The sequence below is a fragment of the Microtetraspora glauca genome, assembly GCF_040656155.1.
GTDB classification, from domain to species: Bacteria; Actinomycetota; Actinomycetes; order Streptosporangiales; family Streptosporangiaceae; genus Microtetraspora; species Microtetraspora glauca.
This window is the reverse complement of the sequence record NZ_JBFALK010000010.1, coordinates 120,858-145,477: the sequence shown is the minus strand read 5'-3', so window position 1 is coordinate 145,477 and position 24,620 is coordinate 120,858. Positions and strand designations below refer to the sequence as shown.

The 24,620-nt window shown below is 69.8% G+C and carries 23 protein-coding genes; 7 read left to right on the top strand and 16 right to left on the bottom strand.

Going from position 1 to position 24,620, the window contains the following annotated elements:
* Positions 1-162: 162 nt before the first annotated feature.
* Positions 163-1,044, bottom strand: a complete 882-nt coding sequence (locus AB0I59_RS19620; RefSeq protein ID WP_061258094.1) for a universal stress protein — start codon at positions 1,042-1,044, stop codon at positions 163-165.
* Between the two features lie 289 nt (positions 1,045-1,333).
* On the opposite strand from AB0I59_RS19620, the gene AB0I59_RS19615 reads away from it, so the two are divergent.
* The 3 genes from AB0I59_RS19615 to AB0I59_RS19605 all read left to right on the top strand — a co-directional run bounded on the left by AB0I59_RS19615 (position 1,334) and on the right by AB0I59_RS19605 (position 2,991).
* Positions 1,334-1,567, top strand: a complete 234-nt coding sequence (locus AB0I59_RS19615; RefSeq protein WP_358134559.1) for a hypothetical protein — start codon at positions 1,334-1,336, stop codon at positions 1,565-1,567.
* The gene (locus AB0I59_RS19610) at positions 1,567-2,118 is read left to right on the top strand and encodes a hypothetical protein (RefSeq protein WP_358134556.1); all 552 of its coding nucleotides are present in this window, start codon (positions 1,567-1,569) and stop codon (positions 2,116-2,118) included. The genes AB0I59_RS19615 and AB0I59_RS19610 overlap by 1 nt, the downstream gene beginning before the upstream one ends.
* A 189-nt stretch (positions 2,119-2,307) precedes the next feature.
* Complete coding sequence (locus AB0I59_RS19605; protein WP_358134553.1) at positions 2,308-2,991, top strand: CBS domain-containing protein; 684 nt, start codon at positions 2,308-2,310, stop codon at positions 2,989-2,991.
* 174 nt (positions 2,992-3,165) lie between these two features.
* Here the strand turns inward: AB0I59_RS19605 and AB0I59_RS19600 are convergent, their stop codons facing one another.
* The 4 genes from AB0I59_RS19600 to AB0I59_RS19585 all read right to left on the bottom strand — a co-directional run bounded on the left by AB0I59_RS19600 (position 3,166) and on the right by AB0I59_RS19585 (position 7,233).
* The gene (locus AB0I59_RS19600) at positions 3,166-4,101 is read right to left on the bottom strand and encodes a ribose-phosphate diphosphokinase (protein ID WP_358134550.1); all 936 of its coding nucleotides are present in this window, start codon (positions 4,099-4,101) and stop codon (positions 3,166-3,168) included.
* 120 nt (positions 4,102-4,221) lie between these two features.
* A complete protein-coding gene (locus AB0I59_RS19595) occupies positions 4,222-5,553 on the bottom strand; it encodes a phosphoribosyltransferase family protein (protein ID WP_061258089.1) in 1,332 nt (443 codons plus the stop codon).
* 258 nt (positions 5,554-5,811) lie between these two features.
* Positions 5,812-6,690 carry a universal stress protein gene (locus AB0I59_RS19590; RefSeq protein WP_061258088.1) on the bottom strand — a complete coding sequence of 293 codons (879 nt, stop codon included), beginning with the start codon at positions 6,688-6,690 and terminating at the stop codon, positions 5,812-5,814.
* A 261-nt stretch (positions 6,691-6,951) separates the two neighbouring features.
* Positions 6,952-7,233 carry a HesB/IscA family protein gene (locus AB0I59_RS19585; protein ID WP_358134546.1) on the bottom strand — a complete coding sequence of 94 codons (282 nt, stop codon included), beginning with the start codon at positions 7,231-7,233 and terminating at the stop codon, positions 6,952-6,954.
* A gap of 727 nt (positions 7,234-7,960) precedes the next feature.
* Here AB0I59_RS19585 and AB0I59_RS19580 point away from each other — a divergent pair.
* Both AB0I59_RS19580 and AB0I59_RS42105 read left to right on the top strand, forming a co-directional pair.
* Entirely contained in the window at positions 7,961-8,335 is a 375-nt protein-coding gene (locus AB0I59_RS19580; RefSeq protein WP_061258086.1) for a CBS domain-containing protein, read from the top strand.
* Positions 8,336-8,586: 251 nt separating this feature from the next.
* Positions 8,587-8,910, top strand: coding sequence for a carboxylesterase family protein (locus tag AB0I59_RS42105; protein WP_082777173.1), 324 nt, complete (start codon positions 8,587-8,589; stop codon positions 8,908-8,910).
* 133 nt (positions 8,911-9,043) lie between these two features.
* Here AB0I59_RS42105 and AB0I59_RS19570 read toward each other — a convergent pair whose 3' ends face one another.
* The 3 genes from AB0I59_RS19570 to AB0I59_RS19560 form a co-directional block, all read right to left on the bottom strand.
* Positions 9,044-10,366 (bottom strand): MFS transporter, encoded by a 1,323-nt coding sequence (locus AB0I59_RS19570; protein WP_358134542.1) that lies wholly within the window; start codon positions 10,364-10,366, stop codon positions 9,044-9,046.
* A 430-nt stretch (positions 10,367-10,796) separates the two neighbouring features.
* Positions 10,797-13,484, bottom strand: coding sequence for a formate dehydrogenase subunit alpha (gene fdhF / locus AB0I59_RS19565; RefSeq protein WP_358134540.1), 2,688 nt, complete (start codon positions 13,482-13,484; stop codon positions 10,797-10,799).
* The gene (locus AB0I59_RS19560) at positions 13,481-15,151 is read right to left on the bottom strand and encodes an NADH-ubiquinone oxidoreductase-F iron-sulfur binding region domain-containing protein (protein WP_358134539.1); all 1,671 of its coding nucleotides are present in this window, start codon (positions 15,149-15,151) and stop codon (positions 13,481-13,483) included. The genes fdhF and AB0I59_RS19560 overlap by 4 nt, the downstream gene beginning before the upstream one ends.
* A 177-nt stretch (positions 15,152-15,328) precedes the next feature.
* Here AB0I59_RS19560 and AB0I59_RS19555 point away from each other — a divergent pair, with 177 nt between their 5' ends.
* Positions 15,329-15,778: a DUF2871 domain-containing protein gene (locus AB0I59_RS19555; RefSeq protein ID WP_061258084.1), complete on the top strand. Its 450-nt coding sequence runs from the start codon at positions 15,329-15,331 to the stop codon at positions 15,776-15,778.
* Positions 15,779-15,962: 184 nt separating this feature from the next.
* Here the strand turns inward: AB0I59_RS19555 and AB0I59_RS19550 are convergent, their stop codons facing one another.
* From AB0I59_RS19550 to AB0I59_RS19515, 8 genes are all read right to left on the bottom strand, one after another.
* Positions 15,963-17,378: an aldehyde dehydrogenase family protein gene (locus tag AB0I59_RS19550; protein WP_358134537.1), complete on the bottom strand. Its 1,416-nt coding sequence runs from the start codon at positions 17,376-17,378 to the stop codon at positions 15,963-15,965.
* Complete coding sequence (locus AB0I59_RS19545) at positions 17,375-18,316, bottom strand: nitrilase-related carbon-nitrogen hydrolase (RefSeq protein WP_358134535.1); 942 nt, start codon at positions 18,314-18,316, stop codon at positions 17,375-17,377. The genes AB0I59_RS19550 and AB0I59_RS19545 overlap by 4 nt, the downstream gene beginning before the upstream one ends.
* 192 nt (positions 18,317-18,508) lie before the next feature.
* Positions 18,509-19,324 carry an IclR family transcriptional regulator gene (locus AB0I59_RS19540; RefSeq protein ID WP_061258081.1) on the bottom strand — a complete coding sequence of 272 codons (816 nt, stop codon included), beginning with the start codon at positions 19,322-19,324 and terminating at the stop codon, positions 18,509-18,511.
* A 33-nt stretch (positions 19,325-19,357) separates the two neighbouring features.
* Positions 19,358-19,702 (bottom strand): hypothetical protein, encoded by a 345-nt coding sequence (locus AB0I59_RS19535; protein ID WP_061258080.1) that lies wholly within the window; start codon positions 19,700-19,702, stop codon positions 19,358-19,360.
* Between the two features lie 176 nt (positions 19,703-19,878).
* Positions 19,879-21,132 carry a DUF4437 domain-containing protein gene (locus AB0I59_RS19530; protein WP_061258079.1) on the bottom strand — a complete coding sequence of 418 codons (1,254 nt, stop codon included), beginning with the start codon at positions 21,130-21,132 and terminating at the stop codon, positions 19,879-19,881.
* Complete coding sequence (locus AB0I59_RS19525) at positions 21,133-22,626, bottom strand: class I adenylate-forming enzyme family protein (protein ID WP_061258078.1); 1,494 nt, start codon at positions 22,624-22,626, stop codon at positions 21,133-21,135. It lies immediately after the preceding gene.
* Positions 22,623-23,078: a hypothetical protein gene (locus tag AB0I59_RS19520; protein ID WP_358134530.1), complete on the bottom strand. Its 456-nt coding sequence runs from the start codon at positions 23,076-23,078 to the stop codon at positions 22,623-22,625. Before AB0I59_RS19520 ends, AB0I59_RS19525 begins: the two co-directional genes overlap by 4 nt.
* 23 nt (positions 23,079-23,101) lie before the next feature.
* The gene (locus tag AB0I59_RS19515) at positions 23,102-23,821 is read right to left on the bottom strand and encodes a VIT1/CCC1 transporter family protein (RefSeq protein WP_061258076.1); all 720 of its coding nucleotides are present in this window, start codon (positions 23,819-23,821) and stop codon (positions 23,102-23,104) included.
* A 174-nt stretch (positions 23,822-23,995) separates the two neighbouring features.
* Here AB0I59_RS19515 and AB0I59_RS19510 point away from each other — a divergent pair, with 174 nt between their 5' ends.
* Entirely contained in the window at positions 23,996-24,604 is a 609-nt protein-coding gene (locus tag AB0I59_RS19510) for a neocarzinostatin apoprotein domain-containing protein (protein WP_061258075.1), read from the top strand.
* The last annotated feature ends 16 nt before the right edge of the window (positions 24,605-24,620 follow it).

Here is a 24,620-nt window from a genome sequence, read left to right as displayed (position 1 = left end):
CTTTGACCTGCAATTTCGGCAACCGCGTACGCGCTTGGTCGTTCGCGACCGAGTGGAAAGTGCGTGCTCGGCGGCCACCGTTGAGCTCAGCGCGCGAGAGGTATGTGCAAAGGTGGGACCACCTACACGACGCCGGAATGATCTCACAGTGGCTGATCATCACTACCCCACGGACGACGTCGCCTGGTGGCCGCGTACGACGGCCACAGGCCCTTTCGCATGGTGGAGGACGGCGTGGCTGATCGAGCCGAGGCGGAGCCCGGGGAAACCGCCGCGCCCTCGGGCACCGACGACGAGAAGTTCCGCGTCACCGGAAGCATCGGCCAGAATCGACACAGGAGCGCCTTCGACCACCTGTTCGATGACCGGGACGTCGGGACACTCGGCCTTCCATCCCGCCAGCGACTCCGAGAGGAGCCTGGCGCCTTCCTGTTCGACCGCCGTCGTGTCGTAGCGGGCGGCGCGCATCTCCGGTGGGTAAGCCGGGTGAGCCCAGGCGTGGATGGCGCGCAGGCCGACCGAGCGCAGGGACGCCTCCTCGAACGCGAAGCCCACGGCATCGACGGAGGCCTCAGAGCCGTCAATGCCGACGACGATCCCCGATCGGCCGGGTCGGGTGTCGGATTCCTGGGGCACGATGACGACGGGACACGAGGCGTGTTCCGCCGCTTGGCGGCTCACCGAACCGAGCAGTAGGCGAGGAAAGGCCCCGGTCCCATGCGGGCCCAGCACCAGCAGGGCGGCGTCGGCCGCCTCCTGAAGGAGCGTGGCGGGGATGGGGCCGATGCCGAGCCGGCAACTGACATCGACGGATGCGAAGGTCCGGGCGCGTTCCTCGGCGATCTCGAGGACCTCCAGTCCCGCTGCCTCCGGCCGTGGGGCCTCCAAGCCTGGTTCCTTGATCGCGATGCTGTACTCCCAGCGGACCGCGATGTGCACGATGCGCAACGGCAGGCGTCGCCGCCCGGCTTCGGCGGCGGCCCAGTCCACAGCGCGTAGAGCTTGTGCCGATCCGTCCACGCCGACCACGATGGGCTTGCTCATAGGTCTGTCCTCCCGTCTCGGCCATCCGACGTGATCGAGGCCCGGACTCGGAGCCCGCTGCCGACGTTCTGTCCTCGCCTGGTCCGGTTCGACGGACATCCGAGATCAGAGGTTGTTACCCGCAGGACGTCCGTCATGGAGAACATGAGGAAGAAGCCCTGTTCCCGACGCTGGCACACCCATGCAGGCTCTGCGGTCCGCTCGCCAGAGTGGCACACCGCCGCGCGCATGTTTCGAGTCGAGGGCCCGGGTAGGTGTTGAGAGGGTCTTACCCGATGAAAGGAAGGCCATGACGTTGACCCTTGGCCATGTGCTGCTGTCGACATCGCCTCCCGCCACGGCGAACTACGCGATCATCGGGCCTGCGCATCGGCTGTTCTCCCGTTACCGGGCGGACATGCGGGGCGCCTTCGGCAGCCGCCCCCAAGTGCGGCCGGACCGCCAGATCACCGTCGGCGTCAGGGGACCGATGAAGGTGCGCCTCGCGCACCAACGGCTCACTGTCGAGGGATTACCGCAGTAATGGTGGGGGTCTGGATCGACGCCACAGGGGACAACCCGCAGGAGAGGTACGGTCAGCGGCTCCGCGCATGGAGACACGCCTTCGCCGCCGCGAACAGCGAACCTCAGGCGGGCGGCATCACCCTGGACCCGTTGCACTGCGCCGTCGCGGCCTGGGATGTGGCCACCCGCCCAGTGTCTGAACCGCCGTATGTCCGATTCAATCCACGGGTGCTGGATGCGACCTGCCATCGCCCGGAGGGCACACACATCGCCCTGGCGGTCGTCGAACTGGCTGCTCCACCACCGGTGCGGATCCCCGATGGCTGGCTCGGCTGGCAGCAGGGCGAATCAGGGTTCCCCCGCACGGCCCCGCCGTACAACGAGAAGGCCGCACTGTGCACCCTTGAGCTTCGGATTCCCATCTCCGCAGATCGGCTGCCAACCCCCACCCGACCGGAGGCCGACGGATTGCCGAATCTCGCCGACGCCCAAGCGGCCCTGGAGGCGCTGATCGAGGAGATCAATACCGCCGTCGTGCCGTTCCTGCGGGTTCTGGAGGGCAAACGTTGATCAAGTTGCCGCAGGAGCAGATCGAGATCGACAAGACGGGCATCGCCGTCCGGCTCTCCGCACCGTTACGAATCATGGCTTCGCCACAACCAATCGTCGAAAGGAGACCGGATCAGCCTGCTTCCTTGTCCTCACTACGGGCTTGAGGCCATACGGCGGCGGCTCGGCTGAAACTGGAAGGAGTCGATCGTGCACAAGAAGGTGCGGGACGTCATGACCAGCGAGGTCGCGTCCGTCAACGGCAGCACCCCGTTCAGGGATGTCGCCGAGGTGCTGATGGCACACGGTGTGAGCGCGGTTCCGGTCGTGGACGGCGAAGGCCACGTCATCGGCGTGATCTCGGAAGCCGACCTACTGCACAAGGAGGAGTTCCGGGAGCAGTTCTACCAGGAGGGCTACCAGCCACCGCTCCGCGTGCGACTCCGCGAACGCCTCGGCAGACAGGACCCGGCGGAGAAGGCCCGCGGACACACCGCGGCCGAACTCATGACCGCTCCCGCCGTCACGGTCCGGCCGTACACCAGCGTCGTGGGCGCCGCCCGCATGATGAGCCAGAAGGGCGTGAAGCGGCTGCCCGTCGTCGACGACGACGGACGACTTGAGGGAATCGTCAGCCGCCACGACCTCCTCAAGGTGTTCGCACGCGCCGACGACGACATCGCCCGCGAAGTGCGCGACGAGATCGTCGACGGCGCCCTGTGGACGGACACGTCCGGCGTCCACGTCCTGGTGGCCAACGGCGTCGTGACCCTGGGCGGCCAGATGGAACGTCACAGCGACGCACGAATCCTGGTGCGGATGGCCGAACGGGTCAACGGGGTCACGGAGGTCATCGACAAACTGGGATGGACAGAAGACGACCTTCCCGGCTGAGCCGACGATGTCCCGCCCAAGGGCGAGCCTCCCGCCGCACCGGGACCCCGCCACCGACTGCGGGACGACATCGGCCGCGACCTCATGGACCGCCCTCATGGACCACCGCGGATCGCGTCGGACGACTCGCGGAAGGCGAAGCGGCGGCCGCGTAGCTCTGTCCACTACATGGTTTCAGGCACGTAGCATCACGTGATCCAGCGGCTCGTTCAGATGGAGACGCCCGATGGCATCTCCCAGCAACGGGGCCACCGAGCACACCTGGATCGGCAGATCCTGGCCGTCGCTTTGTGGCAAGGTGTCGGTGACGACGACGTTCCGGATCGGGGAACGGCTGAGTCGCTCCTTCGCCGTCCCCACGAGCAGCCCGTGGGTGGCGGCCACGACGATCTCCTGCACCGCGCCGTGGCTGAGCAGGACCTCTACCGCGGCCTCGATCGTGGCTCCCGTGCTGATCATGTCGTCGACGATGACGGCGGGGCGGCCGGCGACGTCTCCTATGAGATCCTCGGCCATGACGGATGTCCCGCTCACCCTGGTCTTGAGCACCACCGCGACCGGTCTCGACAGCACCGCGGCGTAATGCTGGGCCAGCTTCGCCGCCCCCAGGTCGGGTGCGACCACGACGGCCTCCGCCGGCGCCTCCTTCTCAAGAACTCGGGTCAGAGCGGGCACGGCCGTCAGCATCTCCACGGGTATGGCGCACATCGCCTCCAGCGCCACCGTGTGCGGATCGACCACGACCAGACGCTGGGCTCCGGCGTGGGCCAGCGCGTCGGCCATGACGCGGACACCGATCGCGTCCCCGGCTTCCGCACGCCGGTCCTGGCGGGCGTATCCGAAGTAGGGAACGACCGCGGTTATCCGTGCCGCCCGGGCCCGGCGGCACGCGTCCAAGAGCAGCAGGAGCTCTACTACATGATCGTTCACGGGTGGCCCAGTGGGGTGGACCAGATAGACGTCGGCGCCCCGCACGCGGCTCACGCTGGGGCGTACTTCGCCGTCCGGGAATCGCTCCACCATCGGCGACGCCGCCTCTGTGTAGAGCGTCGCGGCAATCGCGTCGGCAAGCGCGTGATTCGCCGTTCCGGCCACGATACGCAGCGCCATCGCCGTCCCCCAGCCTGATAGATGTCCTGGTTGATGTCACATCCGATCGGTCCAGCGACCGTTCAGCCAGATCGGCGACGCCGACCGCCGCACGAGGCCGTCCCAAGGTGGTGTGAAAGCTCAGTCCACGTACGTAGTGAAGTGATCGGTGAACCAGGTCCGCGCAAGGAGCGCGACCGTCTCCAGCGCTCCGGGCTCCTCGAACAGGTGCGTGCCACCCGGCACGATCTTGAGTGAGTTCTCGCAGCGCAACTGCCCTTGCGCCGACCGGTTGAGGTCGAGCACCACGTCATCGTGGCCTCCCACGATCAGCAGGGTGGGGGCGCGTACCTTGGCGAGGCGTGGTCCGGCCAGGTCGGGCCGCCCTCCGCGCGAGACGATGGCGGCGACGTCGTTGCCCGGCTCCGCCGCCGCCCACAGCGCGGCCGCCGCCCCGGTGCTGGCCCCGAAGTACCCCACAGGAAGCCCGGGAGCCGCCAGCCGCTGGTCATCCACCCATGCGGTCACCTGAAGAAGCCTCGCGCCCAGCAGTCCGATGTCGAACACGTTCCCGCGATCGATTTCCTCCTCGGGAGTGAGGAGGTCGAACAGCAGAGTGCCGAGACCGGCACCGTTCAACGCCGCGGCCACGTAGCGGTTACGCGGACTGTGCCTGCCGCTGCCGCTGCCGTGCACGAAGACCACCACGCCCGTGGCCATCTCTGGAACCACGAACAGGCCGGGCAGCCGCACCCGTCCGGCGTTCACCTGGACCTCCTCGGCGAGCCCGGGAGGATCGGTTCCCACCCCGGCCTCATCCTCATCGTGCTCGTACCCGGCCGACGCTGCTCGCCGTAGCAGTTCCACCACCTGGTCGTCGGTGGTCTGGGTGAAATCCGCGTACCAGGCGCCGATCGCGTAGAAGTGCGTGGGCGTCTCCAAGCAGACGATCTCATCCGCGCTGTCACGCAGGTTCGCGATCGTCTGCGGTGCGCCGACAGGGACCGCCAGCACCACCCGGCGAGCACCTCGGGCCCGCACGACCTGGCAGGCGGCGCGAGCCGTCCCGCCCGTGGCGATGCCGTCATCCACCACGATCACCGTGCGGCCGGTGAGTTCGACCGAAGGACGATCACCGCGGAAACGGCGCGCGCGACGGCCGAGTTCGGCACGCTCCCGCTCCTCCACCTGGACCATCTCCGCCTGCGTGAGTTCCGCGAGCCGTACGACGTCGTCGTTGATGACCCGCACTCCGCCCTCACCGATGGCACCGAACCCCAGTTCAGGCTGGAACGGCACTCCCAGCTTGCGGACCACGATCACATCGAGAGGGGCGCCGAGGGCCTCCGCCACCTCGAACGCCACCGGCACACCACCTCTGGGAAGCCCGAGGACGACAACGCTCTCCGCGCCGACGAGCCCACGCAACCGCTCGGCCAGACGCAGGCCCGCATCATGACGGTCAACGAACACCCCGTCCTCCTCCGCTGGAGAGGCTCTCGGACGTCGCCGCGCGCCGGAGAACCTTCGAAGCACCTCGCGCGATGGCCGAACCCGGATGTCGGCTGGCGACTCCCCAGGTCACTGCCCACAATCGGCTCCTCCAGTACCAGTCACCCGCGGCGGCAGCCTGCCGCACGTAAGTGTCCCCGCCCTCCTCGTACGGCTCGACGGTTCCGCGCTCCGTGTGCGGCCTCGGTGCCCCCGTCGTCGGGCATGCCGTCCCGAAGATCATGTCGGAGCTGTGGGGCCCGCAGCGGGCGGACGCACCACCGCTACGGGGCACCGGGCGTGGTGCAGCACGCCGCGGCTCACCGAACCGAGCACCGCCGAACCGAGCGGGCCGCGCCCGTGGGAGCCGACGACGAGCATGACCGCGTCCCTGGACGCCCGGACCAGTGCCGTGACGGGATGTTCGTGGACAACCTCGACCTCCACGGGCACACCCGGGTAGGCCGCCCGCCAGGCGGCGAGCGCGCCCCTGGCGAGCCGCTCCCGCATCCGCTTCACATCTTCAAGGTCGTGGATGAACCAGCCGCTGGAGATCTCCGAAGCCAGCTGCCATCCGTGCACCGCGCGTAGCGGGCAATCCAACAGCCGCGCCTGCTCGAACGCGTAGCCGAGCGCGGAGTCGCACTCGCCCGATTCGTCGATGCCGACGACCACCTCAACGCGGGCCGGCGTGTGGTCCGGCCGCACCACGACGACGGGCACAGCCACCCGGCCGGCGACATACGAGCTCACAGAACCAAGCAACATCCCGGCGAAACCGCCTCTGCCACGGCTGCCGACCACCAGCTCGGACGCCTGAGCGGCCTCGGCGACCAAGACGTGCTCGGGAGACCCGTCGAGCAGCGCGACAGACACCTCTATGTCAGGGCGCCCCCTCCACGCGATCCGTTCGGCCTCATCCAGGATCCGGCGCCCCGCCCGCGTCAGGGCGTCCTCCAGCCCGGGAACCACGTGCGTCGCGCCGACGTACGGCAGGTGATGAACGACGTGGACCACTCTCAGCGGCAGCCCCTTACGCGCGGCGTCGTCGGCGGCCCATTCCAGAGCGACGGAGGCGGATGGCGAGCCGTCGGTGCCGACGACGATCGGGGCGGCCATCAGTCGCCCTCCAGCACCTCGGGAACCGGACGGCGCACTCCTCGATCAACGTCGTTCGTGACCCCGAACCTCAGGATCATCTGCGGGTACACGAACGACCATGTCTGGGTGTTGTTTGTGGGGGGCGCCCAGACCGCGGCCTCCACGGCGAGGTGAACGGCGTGACTAATCTCTTCTGCGGAACGGGTGTTCACTGTCCAACACCTCCCCAAGGAAATGAGGCCAACGCATCAGAACGGAATATGAGACCAGGCGCTAACGTCAGGGCGTCAGCCGGAAGACCGGCCGACCGCGAGCATCGCTCCCGGCATCCAGAGTCTTGTCCTCCAGGAACGTGATGGCTTCCGGGTCGATGAAGACGCGTGCGTCCTCCTTTTCGATCACTTGATCTCCGGACCAGGCGTCGCTCACCAGTGAGAACTCAAGTGCACCTTCTTCACCTGGCTTCACAGCGATCCGCAGGCCCGCCCGGTGGTGCGGCAGGTACTCGCCGACCATTAGATCGCGAATCGCCTCCACGGCCTCGTGGGTCATCGTCAGCATGGCAGACTCCTTGATTCTGATTGCGACTGTCCGTCTCCTCCGATGTCCGCCCACCCGGCGGAACCGCGCTGTCGCCCCTGGATGCCTCACTCCTCCGCACGGCGACCCCAGCCAGTCGAATAGATCAGGCGGCAAGGATGCGCGGTTGCCGACGTTCCGGTCCCCCAATCCGACCGCTGCATATCGGTCGTCCTTCGCTTCCAGGCCACGTCGGTGGTCGACTGAGGTGGTGATCGACTGAAAGGACGCATTTGAAAGGACGCATTGCCGGTCGCGCGATCTCGTCGAATCAGAAAAGGGTGTAAGAGCCCCTTCCCGGAGCCATCCCGATCAAACTGTTCCTCTGCCGCACCCACGATCACAAGGCGGCCAGGTAAGAAGAGCGTGCCGGCATCTTCTCTGCGATTCCTTGATCGTCCGCGAGTCGCGGTCCGCCAGGGCACGCCCTCAACCAGGGCCAGGTCAGGGAGGTGTGTCGTGAACCAGCATGTGGTAGAGGTCTACCGGGCAGTCCAGGACGATGCGCTCCTTCTTGAGGTCGTAGACTCGAAGCCGAACCCGCATGCACCTTCTCGTCGATGACAGGGCCGGCCGCGGTAAGTGGATCGGCGTTCTCGCCGGCGCCAAGCGGCCGATCAGACCAGGTTCAGCAATGGCGACGCTCGCCCCAGGCCGGCGAGGCCGCCAGTCACAAGGCGATCGAGTGGACGCTACGGACAGGGGAGATATGCGTATCGGCAACGTCTATCGTCCAGTGGTCTTCGGCTGTCGAGCGGACGAACGGCTGTCCGAGGTAGCACGGCGGATGGTGGAGAAGAAGGTCGGTGCTCTGGCTGTGCTCGAAGGCGACCAGGTCACCGGAATAATCACGGAGCGGGATCTGGTGGCGGCGATGGCCCTGTTCATCGATCCGGCCTCCGTGAACGCCGCTGCGTGCGCCCCGACCGAGGTGAAGACCGCGGGCCTGGAGGAGGACTCGCGTGAAGTTGCCCGCCGGATGCTGGACGCGGGCATTCGCCATCTGCCTGTAGAGCAGGACGGACGCATGGTCGGCATGGTGTCGATGCGCGATCTACTCGCGCTGGAGACGTGGGCATCGTAAAGCCCCACCATGCGTGCCCGAGTGACGTCCCCCCGGGCACGTCACCGCACCTGGGAATAACGGATATTCATCGCGCCGCTGGCCCAGCGACGCCGACGAGGAGCTCGATGCCGGGTGCCGGTCGGCCCATCCGGCGAGTGCATGGTCCGGCACCTTCTGCTCCTCCTTCTTCACCCGTTCGGCGTCGGTGAAGGGGGCAGCGCGGGTGGAAGGCAGGTGCCGGGCGTGGAGGACCCGAGGAGCGGAAGACCCTGCACAGCCTGCTCGCCAAGCTCGCCGACAACCGCGGCCTGCTGGACCAACTCGCCGCGCTCGCCTGGGCCCAGGACAACATCGCCGCCTTCGGCGGGGAACCCGACAACATCACCGTCTTCGGCCACTCCGCCGGCGCCGCGTCCGCGGCCCTACTCGCCGCGATGCCGGCCGCCGCCGGGCTGTTCCGGCGGTGCATCCTGCAGAGCCTGCCCGCCGGCTACCTGACCGTGCTCGAAGGCCGGCGGGTATCGAACGGCTCGCAGCCGCCACCGACGCCACTCCCACCAGAGACGGCGTGCTTGGGTCTCAAGGTCGTCTGATCAGGTCAGTGGTGTGCGCATGGTCGGCCTCCTGGACGTCGGCCGGCGGCACACCCGTCGAGACAGGTACCGGCGTTGGGACCTTTGCGGCCACTGACGTGTCTCTCCCTTCCTGAGCACGCTCGATGAGCTGCTATCTGGCGTCCGGTACGGGGCCGGTGCGGGCGGGGACGGCGGTGAACGCGGCGGCCACGGCGACGGCGCCAAGGACCGCCAAAGCGGCCCGGGCCCCGGTGACCCCCGGCCCTCCCGCGGAGTAGAGGGCGAGCGTGACCGCGGCGATGCCCAGCGCGGTCCCGACGCCGCGCGCCATGTTGATCATTCCTCCGGCGGTCGCCGACATTCGCGCCGGTACGGCGGCCATGACAGCGGCGTTATTGGCCGGGACGAACATCCCAAGACCCAGACCGAGCAACACCAGGAAGCACGCGAGCAGGCCGGGCACGGTAGGGGCGATCGCCAGCAGCGCGGTCGCCGAGGCCGCGGTCAGGGCGCCGCTCACGCATCGCGGCCGGTTACCCCACCGGCGCGGCAGCACATGGTCGCCGGCGAGCGCGGCCACGGCGAATCCGGCCGGCAACGCGCTGAGCACCAGCCCGGCGTGCAACTCGCCGAGACCGGCCGCGATGAGCACCTGCGGGATCAGCACCAGCGGGCCGAACAGAACGAGATATCCGCACAACGCCCCGGTGAGCCCGGCCGCCACCACCGCGCTACGCACCACGACGGGGTCGAAGAGTGGCGATGGCGACCGCCGTTCCCGAGCCCGCAAACCGGCCGCCGATGCCAGGGCCACGGCCAGCAGGGCCACGACCGACCAGGACGGCCACCCCAGACCGGACGCCGCTGAGATGGCCAGCAGCAGGCCGGTCGTGGCCGCGGCGAGCAAGACCAGCCCGGCCCCGTCGAAAGAGCCGCCCCGACTGCGTTCGCGGGTGCGGGGCAGCAGATACCGTCCGGCGAGGATGGCCACCAGCCCGACCGGCACGTTGATCCAGAACACCCACCGCCAGCCGAGCGAGCCGACCACCAATCCGCCCACCGTGGGACCTGCCGCCAATCCCAGCGACTGAGCAGCGGCCTGCATCCCCAGCGCGGTCCGTATCCGCGACCGGCGGACGCTGGTCACCGCCAGGGCCACACTGTTGGCCTGCAACATCGCCGCACCCGACGCCTGCACCACCCGGCAGGCCACCAGGACCGGCAGCGACGGCGTGAGCCCGCAGGCCGCCGACGCCACGGTGAAGACGGTGAACCCGTACAGGTAGATCAGCTTGCGTCCCGCGACATCGGCCAGACGTCCCGCCCCGAGCAGCAGGGCGACCAACGTGAGCAGGTAGGCCAGGGACACCCACTGCACCGCCGCCAGCCGAGCATGGAACTCTTGCTGAAGGGCCGGGAATATCAGCGTGACGATGCTCGCGTCCAGCTGCCCCATGAACGCGCCGATGCACACCGAGCCCACCGCGAACCAGGGCGCATACTGATGCGCCCGCACCCATGACGGGCGGGCCCGTTCTCTCAGCAGCCGAGACACCGCTCAGCGCCGTCGTTGCCTCGCGTGACGGGCGTCACCCGCCCCAGCGGCACCCGCCGACAGGCGCGAGACGAACTCAACAGCCTTGTCGCTCTTCACCAGCAAGATCCCCCATCCGGCCGGTTCGCCGATGGTGCCCCGTGAGCGCGACTTCCCGGTCATCGCCGGTACTGATCGGTTCCCGCCAGGACATCAAGCGCGGCGCGAGACCCCTGACCGCAGGTCGTTCTGGAGCAGAACCACCTCACACTTTATCTCGGCCGCCGGCACCGGCACGGAGGCGGGCCCGCTGGAAGAACCCGGCCAGGTGTGCCCCGAGCACGCCGCCCGGCTCGTCCACGACCCTGGGTTATTCGGGGAGCGGTTTCAGCTGGACTGCGGTGACCTTGTACTCCGGGCATGACGTCGCGGTGTCCGCGTGGCTGGACGTGAGGGTGTTCACCCCACTGGACGGGAAGTGGAACGCGCAGAAGACCTGACCCGGCGCCGCCTCCTCGGTGAGGCGGGCGGTGAGCGTGGCGCGGCCGTGCCGGCTCTCCACGACGACAGGCTCGCCGTCCCGCACCGCGTACCGGGCGGCGTCTGACGGGTGCAGGTCGAGCCGGTCCTCGGCGTCGAGCCTGAGGTTGTCCGTCCTGCGGGTCATGCTGCCGGAGTTGTAGTGCGCCCAGCGGCGGCCGGTGACCAGGATGAGCGGGTAGTCGTCGTCCGGCGTCTCCCCCGGCGGGAGGTAGGGGCATGCGGCGAGACGGGCACGTCCGTCGGGGGTGGCGAAGCGTTCGCGGTACAGCGTGGCCTCCCCCGGGCCGTCCGGGTCCGGGCACGGCCACGGGACGGCGCCCTCCTGGTCGAGACGCGCGTGCGAGAGCCCGGCGAACATGGGCGCCACCCGCGCGCACTCGGCCAGCGCGTCCGCGGGCGTAGGGCAGCCGAGATCGACCCCGAGCGCCTCGGCGACCGCGTGGACCGCGGCGAAGTCGGTCCTGGCCTCCCCGGGCGGGATCAGCGCGGGCCGTACGCGCTGGAACCGGCGGTCGAAGTTGACGAAGGTGCCGTCCTTCTCCAGCCAGGAGGCGGCGGGAAGAACGACGTCGGCCCTGCGGGCGGTCTCGGAGAGGAAGAGTTCCTGGCAGACGACGAGCGGGCATGCCTCCAGCGCCTCGGCGACCCTGGTGGCGTCGGGATCGGTCGCGCACACGTCCTCCCCGATGATCCACAGCGCGCCGAGCCGGCCGTCCCGCGCCGCCGCGAACATCTCCGGAATGCGCAGCCCGGCGCGGGGCGGGACAGGCGCGCCCCACACCTCGGCCGCCCTGGCCGACGCGGCGGGATCGGTCACCTTGCCGTATCCCGGCAGGCTGTCGGGGAGTGCGCCCATGTCGGAGGCGCCCTGGACGTTGTTCTGCCCGCGCAGCGGGTTCACCCCGTAGCCGCGGTCGGTGCCGACGGCGCCGCGCAGGATCGCCAGGTTGGCCAGAGCGCGCACGCCGTCCGTGCCGTGGAGGTGCTCGGTCACGCCGAGGCCGTAGACGATCGCCGGGCGTTCGGCCCGCCCGTAGAGCCGGGCCGCGGTGATCAGGTCCGCGGCGGGGACGCCGGTGAGGGCGGCCACCCTGTCCGGCGGATATTCCGCGAGAAGGCCGGTCAGCTCGGGCAGCCCGGCCGCGCGCAGGCGCAGGAACTCCTCATCGACCAGCCCTTCGGCAAGGAGGACGTGCGCGAGGCCGTGGAAGAGGGCGACGTTGGTGCCCGGGCGGGGCCGAAGGTGGACGTCGGCGTACCGGGCCAGCCCCACGGCGCGCGGGTCGGCGGCGATCAGCCGGGTCCCCCGCAGGACGCGCTGGAGCAGGCGCGCGCCCACCACGGGGTGGGCCTCGACCGGGTTCGCGCCCACGACGAGCAGGCAGTCGGCCTTCTCGACGTCGTCGAAGCCGTCCGTTCCCCCGGCCAGCCCGAACGAGGCGATGAGCCCGGCGGCCGAGGGAGCGTGGCACAGCCGGGAGCAGTTGTCGACGTTGTTGGTGCCGATCACGACCCGCATGAACTTCTGCACCAGATAGTTCTCCTCGTTGGTCGCCCGTGCCGAGGAGATCGCCGCCACCGCGTCGGGCCCCCCTTCGGCGACGGCGGTCCGCAGCCCGCGCGCCACGTGGTCGAGGGCCTCCGGCCAGCTCACCGGTTCCAGGAGTCCGGAACGGCGCAGCAGCGGGCGGGTGAGCCGGTCGGGGGAGCGCACGAAGCCGTGCGCGAACCGGCCCTTGACGCACGCGTGGCCGCGGTTGACCGGGCCGTCGCGATCCGGGAGGACCGCGCTGATCGCGCCGTCACGGGTGAGCACCTCCAGCGAGCAGCCGACGCCGCAGTAGCCGCAGGTGGTACGGGTCCGCGTGAGGACGGGGATCGGGACGCCGCCTGCCAGCCCGGGCTCTGTCAACGCCCCGGTGGGACAGGTGGTGAGGCAGCCACCGCAGGCGACACAGTCGGAATCCGCCCAGGAACCGCCCGTACCCGGCGCGACGACGGTATCCGCGCCCCGGCCGGTCAGCGTGAGCGCGAACGTGCCCTGCACCTCGGCGCACATGCGCACGCACCGGCCGCACGCGATGCACAGATCACGATCAAGGTGGACGTAGGGATGTGAGTCGTCCCGCCCACGTCCTCCGGCCCCTCGGGCGGCCTCGGATGTGATCCCCAACTCGGCGCAGACTCGCGCCAGCTCGCCACCCGCCCAGCCGTCCGGCCCGCCGTCCAGGGCTCGCGGCGGCAGGGCCGACACGATCAGTTCCACGGCGTCGCGGCGCAGCGCCCACAACTCCTCGGTGGCGACCTCGATCTCCGCGCCGTCGGCCGCCGGGGTCACGCACGCCGCGACGACGCGCCCGGAGGCCCGCACCAGGCAGGTACGGCAGGAGCCGGCCGGGCTCAGTCGGTCGTCGTGGCACAGCGTGGGCAGCTCGACGCCCGCGGCGCGTACCGCGTCGAGCACCGAGGCGCCCTCGGCGGGCCGGACGGTGACACCGTCGACGCGCATCCTCATCCGGCCCACCCCCCGAGCCGGTCCCCGTACGCGCGGGCGAGGCTGCGCACCGCGGCGGGCACGCGCTTGCCGAAGGCGCACAGGCTGGCCTCGCCCATCACCCGGAGCAGCCGGGCGTACTCGTCGCCGGGCGGCCCGCCGGACGAGGCGAGCTCCAGGCCGCGGCGGGACCCGACGCGGCACGGTGAGCAGGCGCCGCAGCTCTCCGCGGCGGCGAACTCCCAGATGTGGCGCAGCACCCCCTCCGGCGCCAAGCTCCGATCGAAGGCGACCAGCCCGGCGTGTCCGAGCGCGGCACCGCGCCCGCTCAGCCCGGCCTCGGTCAGCGGCACGTCCAGCTCGCCGGCGGCGAGGAACCCGCCCAGCGGCCCGCCCACCTGCAGAACGTCCAGCTCCGCGCCGTCGCGCAGCCCGCCGCCCAACTCGGAGACGATCCGCAGCACCGGCGTCCCGAGCTCGACCTCGTAGCAGCCAGGGCGGGAGAACCGCTCGGACAGGCAGACCAGCTTCGTGCCGGTCTCGGCGGCCGTGCCGCGCCGGGCGTACGCGTCACCGCCCAGCCGCATGATCCACGGGATGGCGGCCAGCGTCTCCACGTTGTTGACCACGGTCGGGGCGTCCCACACCCCCTGGTCCGTCGGGTAGGGCGGGCGGGGCCGGGCGCAGCCGCGGCCGCCCTCCAACCCGGCGATGAGCGCCGTCTCCTCGCCCCCCACATACGACCCGGCGCCCTCCACCACCTCGACGTCCATGTCCACGTCCCGGCCGCAGATCCGGCGCCCGAGATGTCCTGCGGCGTACGCCTCGCCGAGCGCGGTCCGCATCCGGGCCAGCGCCCGGGGGTACTCCGAGCGCACCAGCACGACGCCTCGCCGCGCCCCGCACGCGAGACAGGCGAGGGCAAGGCCCTCCAGGACCCGCCCGGGGTCCTCCTCCATGAGCAACCGGTCCGCGTACGAGCCCGGATCACCCTCGTCGCCGTTGGCCACCACGACCGTGCCGGGTGAGCCGCCCGCAGCGGCCCACTTGGCGGTGACCGGGAACCCCGCCCCACCGCGCCCCCGCAGCCCGGAGGCGGCCACCTCGGCCCGGACCCGATCTCCGCCGGTGCCGCGCACGACGTCCGGCCACACCTGCCAGGCGGCTTCCCCCGCCACGACCCCGGCGAGCACCACCGGGTCTCCGGTGGCGTCGGCCGCAGGGATCGGCGGCGCGTGCGGCGGCGTCCGCCCGGAGAGCTGCCCGGTCAGATCAGGGCCGGCGCAGGGCGTGTCTCCGTCCAGTGCCGCCGGGCCCGCGTAGCAGTAGCCGAGGCACCGGACGCACTGCAGGGAGACCCCCCTCCGGGGATCGGCACAGCCGGCGGCGACGCCGACCGCGTTCTCGACCTCAGCGAGATGGTGTCCCGCGCGGGCGGCGAAGCATGCGGCGGCGGCGCAGACCCGCACGTGGCGCGGGGCGTGCGGGGTGGCGAGGTCGGCGTAGTAGGTGGCGGGCCCGAGCCCCGCCGCGGCCGGCAGGCCGAAGCGCCGCGCGACGTCGGGCGCCCATGACCGCGGGTCGTCCTTCGTACGGCCCGAGGCATCGGCGAGGGCCTCCAGCAGCCGGACGCCGGGACGTCCCCGCCGGTCCGCCAGTGACCTGAACGCGTCGAAACGTTCAGCCATGTACCCATGATGCCCCCACCCGGTTCCATCGCATGTACCCCGGTGGTTGTACGCCGCGACACCACCTGCGGCGGATGCCCTCGTGACGCCGTACGCGAAAGCCTGTGGGCATGGACGTCGCACCCTCCCATGCCTCCTGCGGCGGCAGTTGACATTTCCCCTCAAAGGAGAGAATCCATGAAAAAGCTCTACTATGCCGCAGCCGTCTACATGGTCCTCGGGCTCGCGGGCGGGCTCTACTACCGTGAACTGACCAAGCTGAACGACTTCACCGGTCAGACACAGCTCGGCGTCGTCCACACCCATCTCCTGGTGCTGGGTATGGCGTTCTTCCTCACCATGATCTTGTTCGAACGGGCCTTCACCCTCTCCGAGAGCAAGGCGTTCCGCTGGTTCTTCTGGATTTACAACGTCGGGCTCGTGATGACGGCCACGATGATGACCGTGCACGGCACCATGACCGTGCTGGGCAAGACGACCGGTGCCGCGATCTCCGGCATCGCCGGGATGGGGCACATTCTGCTCACCGTCGCCCTGGTCCTCTTCTTCGTCTGCCTCCGCGGCCGCCTCTTCGCGAAGGATCCGGCGGGTGGCACGGCCGCGCGGAAGGGCTCGGTAACCGCGTAGACGTGACCGCGTGGACCTCCACCGGCTCGCGTGACGGCGTCACTGCGCGGCCGTCCACCCATGCCGTCCATCCATGCAGTCCACGCATGCCGTCCACGCATGCCGTCCACCCTGAGGATTTCCATCGCGTGTACGGTCTGGCGCTCTTCGGCGCCCGTCGCCGCCGGTACCGATCCTGCCGGCGTCAGTGCCACCAGGGGTCGGGCTGAGAGGAATTGTTGATCAAGTAGGAGCGCCGGCGCTGGAAGCGGTTCAGGGACGCGGGTCCCATGCGTGAGCCGCCGAGCCCCGAGCTGTTGAAGGAGTTCTTCTCCCCGTCGTGGACGAACGCCGTGAGCGCGCAGTCGTTGACGCTGATCGCTCCGACATGGAGGCGGTCGGCTACGGCCAGGGCGGCTGAGGTGTCGGCGGCGAAGACCGCACCCGACAGTCCGTAGACCGAGTCGTTCGCCAGCTCGACTGCATGGTCCGCGTCACGGACGGCCATGACCGGGATGACAGGTCCGAACGTCTCCTCCGTCATGACGGACATGCCGTGGTCGACGTCGGTCAGGACGGTCGGCCGGCACCACGTGCCGCCTCCGATGTGTTCGATCCGCCCGCCGCATCGAACGGTGGCCCCCTTCTCCCGGGCATCCGCGAGGTGCCGCTCGATCACCGTCGCTTGCGCGGGATCGATCAGGGGGCCGATCTGACCGTCGCCCGGCCGAGGACAGGCGAGCGTGAGCCGCTCCGCCTTCTCCACCAGCCGACTCACGAACTCGTCGAAGACGGCCTCCTCGACGTAGACCCGCTCGATCGACAGGCATGACTGACCGGCGTTGGTGGTCGCGCCCCACAGGATCGACGAGCCGGCTCTGTCAAGGTCGGCGCCCGCCAGGACGATCGCGGGATCCTTGCCGCCCAGTTCGAGGAAGGCCGGGATGAACACCTGTGCCGCGGCCACGGCCACGACGCGGCCGGTCGCGACGCTGCCGGTGAAGGCCACGGCGTCCACGAGGTTCACGACGGCGGCGCCGGTGGAGCCGTCCCCCTCGACGACCGCGATAACCTCGCGGAGATCCGGAACCCGCGCGATGGTCTTCATCACGGGAGCGATGAAACGGGGCGTGACCTCGCTCGGCTTGACCAGTACGGCACAGCCCGCGGCCAGGGCGGGGATCGCGTCGATCAACCCCAGAAGCAGCGGGAAGTTCCATGGGGCGATCACACCGACGAGCGGGTACGGCACGCCGTCGCCGCGGATCTCGACACCGGGTACGTTCGCCTGCCGCGGCGCCGGTGGCGTCAGCAGCGCCGGCGCCTGAGCGGCCCACCGGTCCAGCATGCCCAGGACACCGTCCACCTCGATCACGGATTCGGTGAGCCTCCCGGTGTCGGCGGTGAGCGCCGCCACGAGATCGTCTCGCGCGGAGGCGATCTCCTCGCGCCACGCGGAGAGCACCGCCGCGCGTCGCGTGGGAGACAGCGCGGCCCAGGGTGGCTGGGCGGTACGCAGCCGCGCCGCGAGATCGGCCAGCTCCGTCGGCGTGGGAGGGCACAGCGGGCGCTCGATCTCTCCGGTGCGCGGATCTCTGACCTGGTAGGTCCCGCCGCTCACGCGATCACCCCCGCGTCCCGCAGGCGGGTGATCGTCTCCATCTGGCGTTCCTTGAACCACGCGCGATCCGGCACCTTCCCTTCCAGTTCGTTGGGCCGTTCCCCTTCGTGGCGGCCGTACTCGACGGCCCACAGCGCCGGTTTGGCGCGGGAGAGCAGGTTGCCCATTCCCGGGCGGCCCCGGTAGCGACGCAACGCGCCGAGATCGAGTTCGGCGGAGGCGACGAGGCTCTCTCCCGCTCCCGCCTGGGCCAGCACCCGTCCCTCGAAGTCGATCAACTCCGAGCCTCCGGAAGTGGAGTCGGCGGGGATGCCGGTGCCGGTGAGACCGCCCGTGTTCGCCGAGACCACATAGGAGAGGTTCTCGACCGCGCGCGCCCTGCGGGCGATGGCCTTCGGCGTGAGGAGCGGACTCGAGGACTCGGAGGTGGGATGGCACAGCACCTCTGCTCCGCGCAAGGCCAGGGAGCGGGCCAGCTCGGGGTAGAGGATCTCCTCGGACGAGATGGCGGCGAGGTTGCCGATCGGGGTGCGCGCGACGGGAAGCAGCCCGTCGGCGCCGTAGACGTCGAGATAGCGGTCCCATACGTCGTACGGAGTAGGCGAGTACATCGAGTACAGCCGACGGCAGCGCAGGACGACGTCACCGGCCGGGGAGAGGACGAACGACGTCTGGAAGTACAACTCGGGAAAGTGCTCGTCACACTCGTAGGCGTTGCCCGCCAGGTAGACGTCCTGCTCCTGCGCGATGGCGGCCATTGCCTCGTACTCCGGGCCGCCGGGATCCAGTGCCGCCTTCTCCCGCCACACCGGGACCGGCTCGCCGAGCGGGAATCCGGTCAGCGCGTACTCGGGGAGCACGATGAGGCGCAGATCCGGCCCGATCCACTGCTTTGATGCTCCGACATGGGCGGCTATGCGCGCAACGGCGTTTCTCATCGAGGTTCTGGCGTCACTGACGGACATCCCGCTCACCGAATGTGTGCTGGTCTGAAGGGCGAGGGCGCGGTACGAAAGGTTCGTCACGGGGCTTCCCAAATGAGATCGTTTTCCGGGGGGTGGACGTGCGGGGCAGGGCCGGGGCGGTACGACGAGGACGGCGGCGCAGGCGTGTTCACGAACGCCGGACCGCTACCTCTTCTCCGCCGAGGCGTGACCCATCCGCGCCGAGAGCCGGCGGGTCGCTTCGAGCAGGACCTCCGCGCAATGCCGCGCTTCGCCCCGGAACCGCTCCATCGGGCCGCATACGCTCACGACACCGGCCGGCCGGCCATGGTGATCGAAGATGGGCGCGGCGACCGAGGCCGACCCGTGCTGACGCTCGGCAGTGGATCGGGCATATCCGCGACGCCGGATCGCGACGATGTCCTTGAGCAGGATGTCCGGATGCACCAGCGTGCGCTCGGTGAGCCGGGTCAGCGGGACGGTCCTGAGATAGGCGTCGATCTCCTCGTCGGACAGGAAGGCGAGGAATGCCTTGGAGGAGGCTCCGGCATGGAGGGGGTAGGGGACGCCGAGAGAGACGGACATGATCACCTCTCGGCTGGGCGTGGCCTGGTCGACGTACACCCGGGTCGAGCGGGTGCGAATCGACAGCGTCGCCGTCTCCGCCAGAGTCCTCGACAGGGTGACCAGCGCGGGGGCCGCGAGTCCGCGCACGTTCAGCCTGTCGAGGTAGGCCAGCCCCAGCCGCATGGTCGTCGAGCCCAGGGAGTAGCGGCGGGTTTCCAGGTCGAGGTCGATCAGCCCGCGAAGTCGCAGGGATGTCAGGATCCGGTGCACGGCCGCCTTCGACATGCCGAGCTTTCCGGCGATCTCGGTGACCCCGAGCGTGACGGAGCCCGGCTCCGCGAACAGGACGAGTACATCGGCTGCGCGTTCGACGGTCGCGACGGTCTGGCTGGAGGCGTCCGGCGTACGGCGGCGCAACGGCTTGGCGGTCTCCATTGACGAGGCCCCTCAACTCGCGACGACGGCACCCTAGCCGCGTGAGAACCCGACGGGCACGGGCGTGTCGGAGACGATCCTCGTACCGAGGAAGTCCCACCACGATTCCTGCGACACCCGCTCCGACTCCCATGAGGGATCGGCTTTGAGGCCGGCGAGGGCCGCCCGGTAGGCTCCCCAGGCCGCCTCGTCCTCGAACGCGGCCCAGTTCTCCAGGACATAGACGTCACCGACGACGCTGTAGTACCAGCGGAGCTCCCTGACCATCGGCAGGTCCCGGTAGAACCAGCTCTCCCGCTGTTCCAGCCAGGCCCAGAATGCCTTCATGTCGCGTCGAGCGTGCTCAGTCAGCCGCATCCGGTAGACGAGATAGATCATCTTTCTCTCCTCGGTCTCCTGCCGACCGCGGCGGGCGTCAGGACCGCCACAGCCGGATTCTGGAATGTGCTTCCGCTTGTGGAATCGATTGGATCGGCTATCCCGAGACGCTCGCCCTGAACGTCACGGGCCGGCGGACGCGGCCACCGCGGGACGGCCGCCATGATCCTCTCCCGCTACATCCCGTCGGCGTCCCAACGGCCGCGGGAACGGCTCCGGACCGGAAGGGTGGAGATGATGGGCGCGGGAATGGGCTCGCCGGGCTTCCAGGGGCGGCCCTGCCCCCGGTTGTGGGCGCCGGCGTCCGTACGCTCCTCGCGGTGTTCGAGCGAGCCCGGGTCGGCGCCCCAGTCCGCCCGCAGAACATGCTCGTGGTCACCGTGCTCGTGGTCACCGTGCTCGTGGCCGTACTGGTGATCGTGGCCGCCGTGGCCGCCCTGAAGGTTGGCCGCGTCGAGGGCCTTGGCCACCGCGAGCATGCTCTTGTCGGAGCCCACGCCGTTGGGGACGTAGTCGACGTCCTTGGCACCCTGCTCCCGCTGGTACCGCACCGAGGCGGCGAGATCCGCCAGGTCGCGGTCGCTACGCCGGACCGAGCCCTTCCCGAGGTCGTGCGAGGACTGCGACCAGCGCATACGACCGCCGTCGGGACCGTAGTTGACAGCCTCGCCACCCCAGCGGATCCACTCGTTCTGGGTGTACCAGTTGAACAACTCGCCGTCGGAGCGCAGCAGCATGGTCATGCCGCCCTCCATGGTAGTGAAGTGGCCGTGCTTCACCCGGGCCGGGCGGAAGAAGTAGCTGCCCTGGTCGAGCGTGCCGAAGTTGTACTCCATGTGGCCCTGGGTGGTGTACGCCTCCTCGTAGCAGGGGTGGTGCGCGAGCCGGTGGTCGGTCCAGCCCTCCTGGCAGAACACCAGGCGGGTGTAGAAGCCGGTGACCGGGTCGACGTGCAGGTACTTGATGAACAGGCCGGGCATGGGGCCGGGGTTCGGCACCGCGTCCCAGTTCATGGCCTCGCTGTCGATGACGATGACGTCCTCGCGCGCGTCCGCCCAGCGCGGGGCGTTCAGGCCGTCCACCGGGTCGAAGCCGGCGTCGCCGTACTCGCGGTAGTGCAGGATCCGGGTGCCCTCGGCGAAGGTGATCGCGTCGGTGGGGACGCCCTGCGGCGCGTAGACGTAGCCGCCCTTGCCGATCTCGCGGCCGCCGTACGTCATCGAGCCTTCGAGCACGTAGTACTCGGTGTCGGCGTGGTGGATGCCCGGCCCGCGGCCCCAATCGGTGTGGAAGTCGATCCGGAGCGACGAGGAGCCGTCCTCCTCGTCGACGGACAGGCGGCGCTCGCTGGCCCGCCCTTCACCGCTGACGAGCTCCGCCGCATGCCAGATGTAGTCGTCGTCGTGGATCAGTTCAACGTGCGGGCGCATTCAGACGTCCTTCCTGAGCTCGCGCTTGAGGACCTTCCCGGCACTGTTGCGCGGCAGTCTCGGCACGAAGCGGATGGTCTTGGGGATCTTGTAACCGGCGAGACGGGGCCGGAGACGGGCCTCGATCTCATCCGCGGTGGTCTCACCGACCACATAGGCGACGACGCGTTCGCCCCAGGTCTCGTCGTGCTCTCCGATGACGGCGGACTCCATGACTCCCGGGCACTCGTCGATCGCGATCTCGACATCCCGGGGGTAGACGTTGACGCCGCCGGTGATGATCAGGTCCTTCTTGCGGTCGACGATCCTGATGAACCCCTCCTCATCGCTGACGGCGATGTCGCCGCTGGTGAGGAAGCCGTCGTCGGTCATGCAGGCCCGCGTGGCGCCGGGGTCGCGCAGATAGCCGTTCATGAGGTACGGCGACCGGCTGAAGAGCTCGCCCGCGGTCCCCGCCGGTACGGCGACGCCCGCCTCGTCCACGATCCTGACCTCGGTCATGAACCACGGGTGGCCGACGGATCCGGCTTTGCGCCCGGCGTCCGCCGGGCGCAGGTTGGTGACGATCCCCGCCTCGGTCGAGCCGTACAGCTCGTGCACGCCGACGTGGGGAAACGTGTCGAGCACCCACTCCTTCAGCGGGACCGGCAGCGCGGCGGCGTTGAAGAACAGGGTGTCGAGACTGCTCAGATCCCTCCGGCGCAGGGTGAGGTCGCCGAGCGCGCGGATCGTCTGGGCGTGGGTCGGCACCATGAAGACCGACTGTGCCCGGTCCTTCTCGATCATCGCGAGCAGCTGTTCCGGGTCCCAGGAACGCAGCATGGAAACCGTGCCGCCGGTGTGGACGGCGGCGTAGCCGAACGCGAACCCCGCTCCGTGGTACATCGGCGCCACCGCGATCGAGCGGCGCCCCGGCCCGAGCCCCCACTCCAGCGCCGAGGCATAGAAGGTGAGCACCCGGGACCGGTGGCTGATCATGACGCCTTTCGGGGCGCCGGTCGTTCCGGAGGTGTAGGCCACGCAGAACGGATCGTTCTCGCTCACCGGGACACGGGGGTCGGTGCCGTGCGCGGCGGCCAGCGCGGCTTCGTAGGTTCCGCCGTCGCCGGTGACCAGCACGGGTTCCGCCGCGGCGAGGGCGGTTTCGGCCCTGTCGGCGAGCGTCACGTCCACGATCAGCGCCCGCGCCCGGGAGTGCTCGACGATGAACGCGATCTCCGGCGGGGTCAGGCGCGGGTTGAGCGGGACCATCACCAGCCCGGCCTTGGCCAGGCCGGCCGCCGCCTCCGGGTACTCCAGCTGGTTGGCCAGCAGGAGGGCCACCGTGTCCCCGGAGGTCAGGCCGCGGGAGAGCAGGGCGTTGGCCAGCCGACTCGACCGGTCGTGAAGCGCCGCGTAGCTGAGCCGCCTGTCGCCGTCGATGACCGCGACGGCCGAGGGGGTGGCGGCGGCGAACTCGCGTACGCCGCCGGCGATCGACAGCTGCGCTCTCATGCCACGACGCGTGTCTCGTTGATCAGAGTCCGCTGGACGCAGATGCCCGACCGGATCCACTGCCAGACCCGGTTCCGGTGGTTGCCGTCCTCGCTCAGCACGATCAGCTCGAACAGGCGCAGGTCGGCGCCCTTCTCCTTGTAGATCCACGAGAGGTAGATCGTGTTGTCGTCGACCCCCCAGAACTCGCCCGTGAGCCGGTCCGTGTCGAAGCCGCAGTGTCCGCCGCCCAGGTAGGTGCCGGGGAAGCGGTGCTCCTCGGTCCTTCCGTCCTCCCAGGTGTAGACGTTCACCTGGTGGTAGTCCCACCCGTCCGTTCCGTCGCCGAGGGTGCAGGTGAGGTGGGAGCGGTGCGAGTCGACAATCTTCCCGTCGGCGTCGACGTAGACGTAGGTGCCCTCCCACTCCCCTTCGTGCCGGGCGAGCAACGGCATTTCTTCTCTGATGCCCATGGTTCAACGGACCCTTTCTGTTGTCAGGAGAGGCTGGTTCCGACGAGGCTGCCGATGCCGAAGGTGGCCGCGGCGGCGGCCACGCCCAGCGCCAGCTGGCGCAACGCGCCCTTCCACCAGGGGCGTGCCGTGAGCCGGGCGACGACCGCGCCGGCGCCCAGCAGGCCGAGCACGCTGATCACCGCGGCCACGGCGAGCCCGGTCGCGCCGAGCATGAACGGCACCAAGGGGACGATCGCTCCCATGGCGAACGCGGTGAACGAGGAGAACGCGGCGACATAAGGAGAGGGAAGGTCGTCGGGATCCACCCCCAGCTCCTCGCGGACGTGCACGCGCCAGGCGAGTTCGGGCTGTGCGGTGAGCTGCCTGGCGACTCCCTCGGCGGTCTCCGCGTCCAGGCCGCGGGCCTCGTAGAGCGCGACGAGTTCCGCCAGCTCGCCCTCGGGGTCGCGTTCCAACTCGGCCTTCTCGATGTCGATCTCGGCCCGCATCAGCTCGGCCTGCGAGGCGACCGAGGTGTACTCGCCCGCGGCCATGGAGAAGGCACCGGCCGCCAGCCCGGCCAGCCCGGTCACGACCACGATCGTGTTGGAGGCGCCGCCCCCCACCACACCGCTGATGAGAGCGAAGTTGGAGATCAGCCCATCCATCGCGCCGAACACGGCCGGCCGCAGCCAGCCTCCGGTGACGTCTCGATGGTGCTGGTGTCTTTCGGCCGGTGGAAGCGCTACGTCCACGCTCATATGCGTCCTTTCCGCCTGCCGACCGCGCCCGGAAGGCCGGGGGATCGTCGGAGGGGGCTCAGGGGAATCAGAGAGCTTCGAGGCTCTTGTTTTATGACACTATGTCGTGAAACTGTGTTCCGCAAGTGATCGGGGACGTCAATCGGCTCGTCTTGGAACACAAGGGAGGCACCAATGCCCTGCAGTCGTTCAGCGCGCGCACGGCTCGTCACCGCGCTGGCCATCACCTTCGCCATCGCCCCACCGCTCGCCGGAGAGGCCGCCGCCGCGCCGGCCAAGCCGGAGCTGACCGCGAGCCAGAGCACCGATCTGGCCCCGGGAACCGAGATCACGGTCACCGGAACGGGGTTCACACCGAAGACGACGCTGTTCGTCGCCCTCTGCGACACCAAGCAGCCGCCCGGGAAGGCGTGTGACACGGGGAGCTTCGCGCGGGTCACCACCGACGCCGACGGCGGACTGGAGACCACGATGACACCGGCCGCCGTGTTCGGTTCGACCGATTGCACCGCGACGACCTGCGCTCTCATGACCAACGACCCGGCCAACCCCCGGGACACCGCGAACTTCACCCAGCTACCCCTCACGTTCGCCGCCGCGTCGGGCGCCACCGAGAGTCCCGCCGCCGATTCGCCGCCCACGAGTCCCGCAACGACTACCGACGCGGCGCCGTCGGCCGCGACGGATGACGACGGGGGAATCCCCCTCCCCCTCATCGTGGTCATCGCCGTCGTGGTTCTCGCCGGGATCGGCGGTGCGATCACCTTCCTGCGACGCCGGTAAGTCACGATCAGATCGG

Bases quoted from the DNA above. Each gene is read 5' to 3' on its own strand.
- AB0I59_RS19515 (WP_061258076.1), bottom strand. From the start codon at position 23,821: ATGAGCGTGGACGTAGCGCTTCCACCGGCCGAAAGACACCAGCACCAT.
- AB0I59_RS19520 (WP_358134530.1), bottom strand. From the start codon at position 23,078: ATGGGCATCAGAGAAGAAATGCCGTTGCTCGCCCGGCACGAAGGGGAG.
- AB0I59_RS19585 (WP_358134546.1), bottom strand. From the start codon at position 7,233: ATGCTGACGATGACCCACGAGGCCGTGGAGGCGATTCGCGATCTAATG.
- AB0I59_RS19545 (WP_358134535.1), bottom strand. From the start codon at position 18,316: ATGAGAAACGCCGTTGCGCGCATAGCCGCCCATGTCGGAGCATCAAAG.
- AB0I59_RS19580 (WP_061258086.1), top strand. From the start codon at position 7,961: ATGCGTATCGGCAACGTCTATCGTCCAGTGGTCTTCGGCTGTCGAGCG.
- AB0I59_RS19620 (WP_061258094.1), bottom strand. From the start codon at position 1,044: ATGAGCAAGCCCATCGTGGTCGGCGTGGACGGATCGGCACAAGCTCTA.
- AB0I59_RS19615 (WP_358134559.1), top strand. From the start codon at position 1,334: ATGACGTTGACCCTTGGCCATGTGCTGCTGTCGACATCGCCTCCCGCC.
- AB0I59_RS19600 (WP_358134550.1), bottom strand. From the start codon at position 4,101: ATGGCGCTGCGTATCGTGGCCGGAACGGCGAATCACGCGCTTGCCGAC.
- AB0I59_RS19590 (WP_061258088.1), bottom strand. From the start codon at position 6,690: ATGGCCGCCCCGATCGTCGTCGGCACCGACGGCTCGCCATCCGCCTCC.
- AB0I59_RS19610 (WP_358134556.1), top strand. From the start codon at position 1,567: ATGGTGGGGGTCTGGATCGACGCCACAGGGGACAACCCGCAGGAGAGG.
- AB0I59_RS19530 (WP_061258079.1), bottom strand. From the start codon at position 21,132: ATGCGCCCGCACGTTGAACTGATCCACGACGACGACTACATCTGGCAT.
- AB0I59_RS19560 (WP_358134539.1), bottom strand. From the start codon at position 15,151: ATGGCTGAACGTTTCGACGCGTTCAGGTCACTGGCGGACCGGCGGGGA.
- fdhF (WP_358134540.1), bottom strand. From the start codon at position 13,484: ATGAGGATGCGCGTCGACGGTGTCACCGTCCGGCCCGCCGAGGGCGCC.
- AB0I59_RS19510 (WP_061258075.1), top strand. From the start codon at position 23,996: ATGCCCTGCAGTCGTTCAGCGCGCGCACGGCTCGTCACCGCGCTGGCC.
- AB0I59_RS19555 (WP_061258084.1), top strand. From the start codon at position 15,329: ATGAAAAAGCTCTACTATGCCGCAGCCGTCTACATGGTCCTCGGGCTC.
- AB0I59_RS19535 (WP_061258080.1), bottom strand. From the start codon at position 19,702: ATGATCTATCTCGTCTACCGGATGCGGCTGACTGAGCACGCTCGACGC.
- AB0I59_RS19525 (WP_061258078.1), bottom strand. From the start codon at position 22,626: ATGAGAGCGCAGCTGTCGATCGCCGGCGGCGTACGCGAGTTCGCCGCC.
- AB0I59_RS19540 (WP_061258081.1), bottom strand. From the start codon at position 19,324: ATGGAGACCGCCAAGCCGTTGCGCCGCCGTACGCCGGACGCCTCCAGC.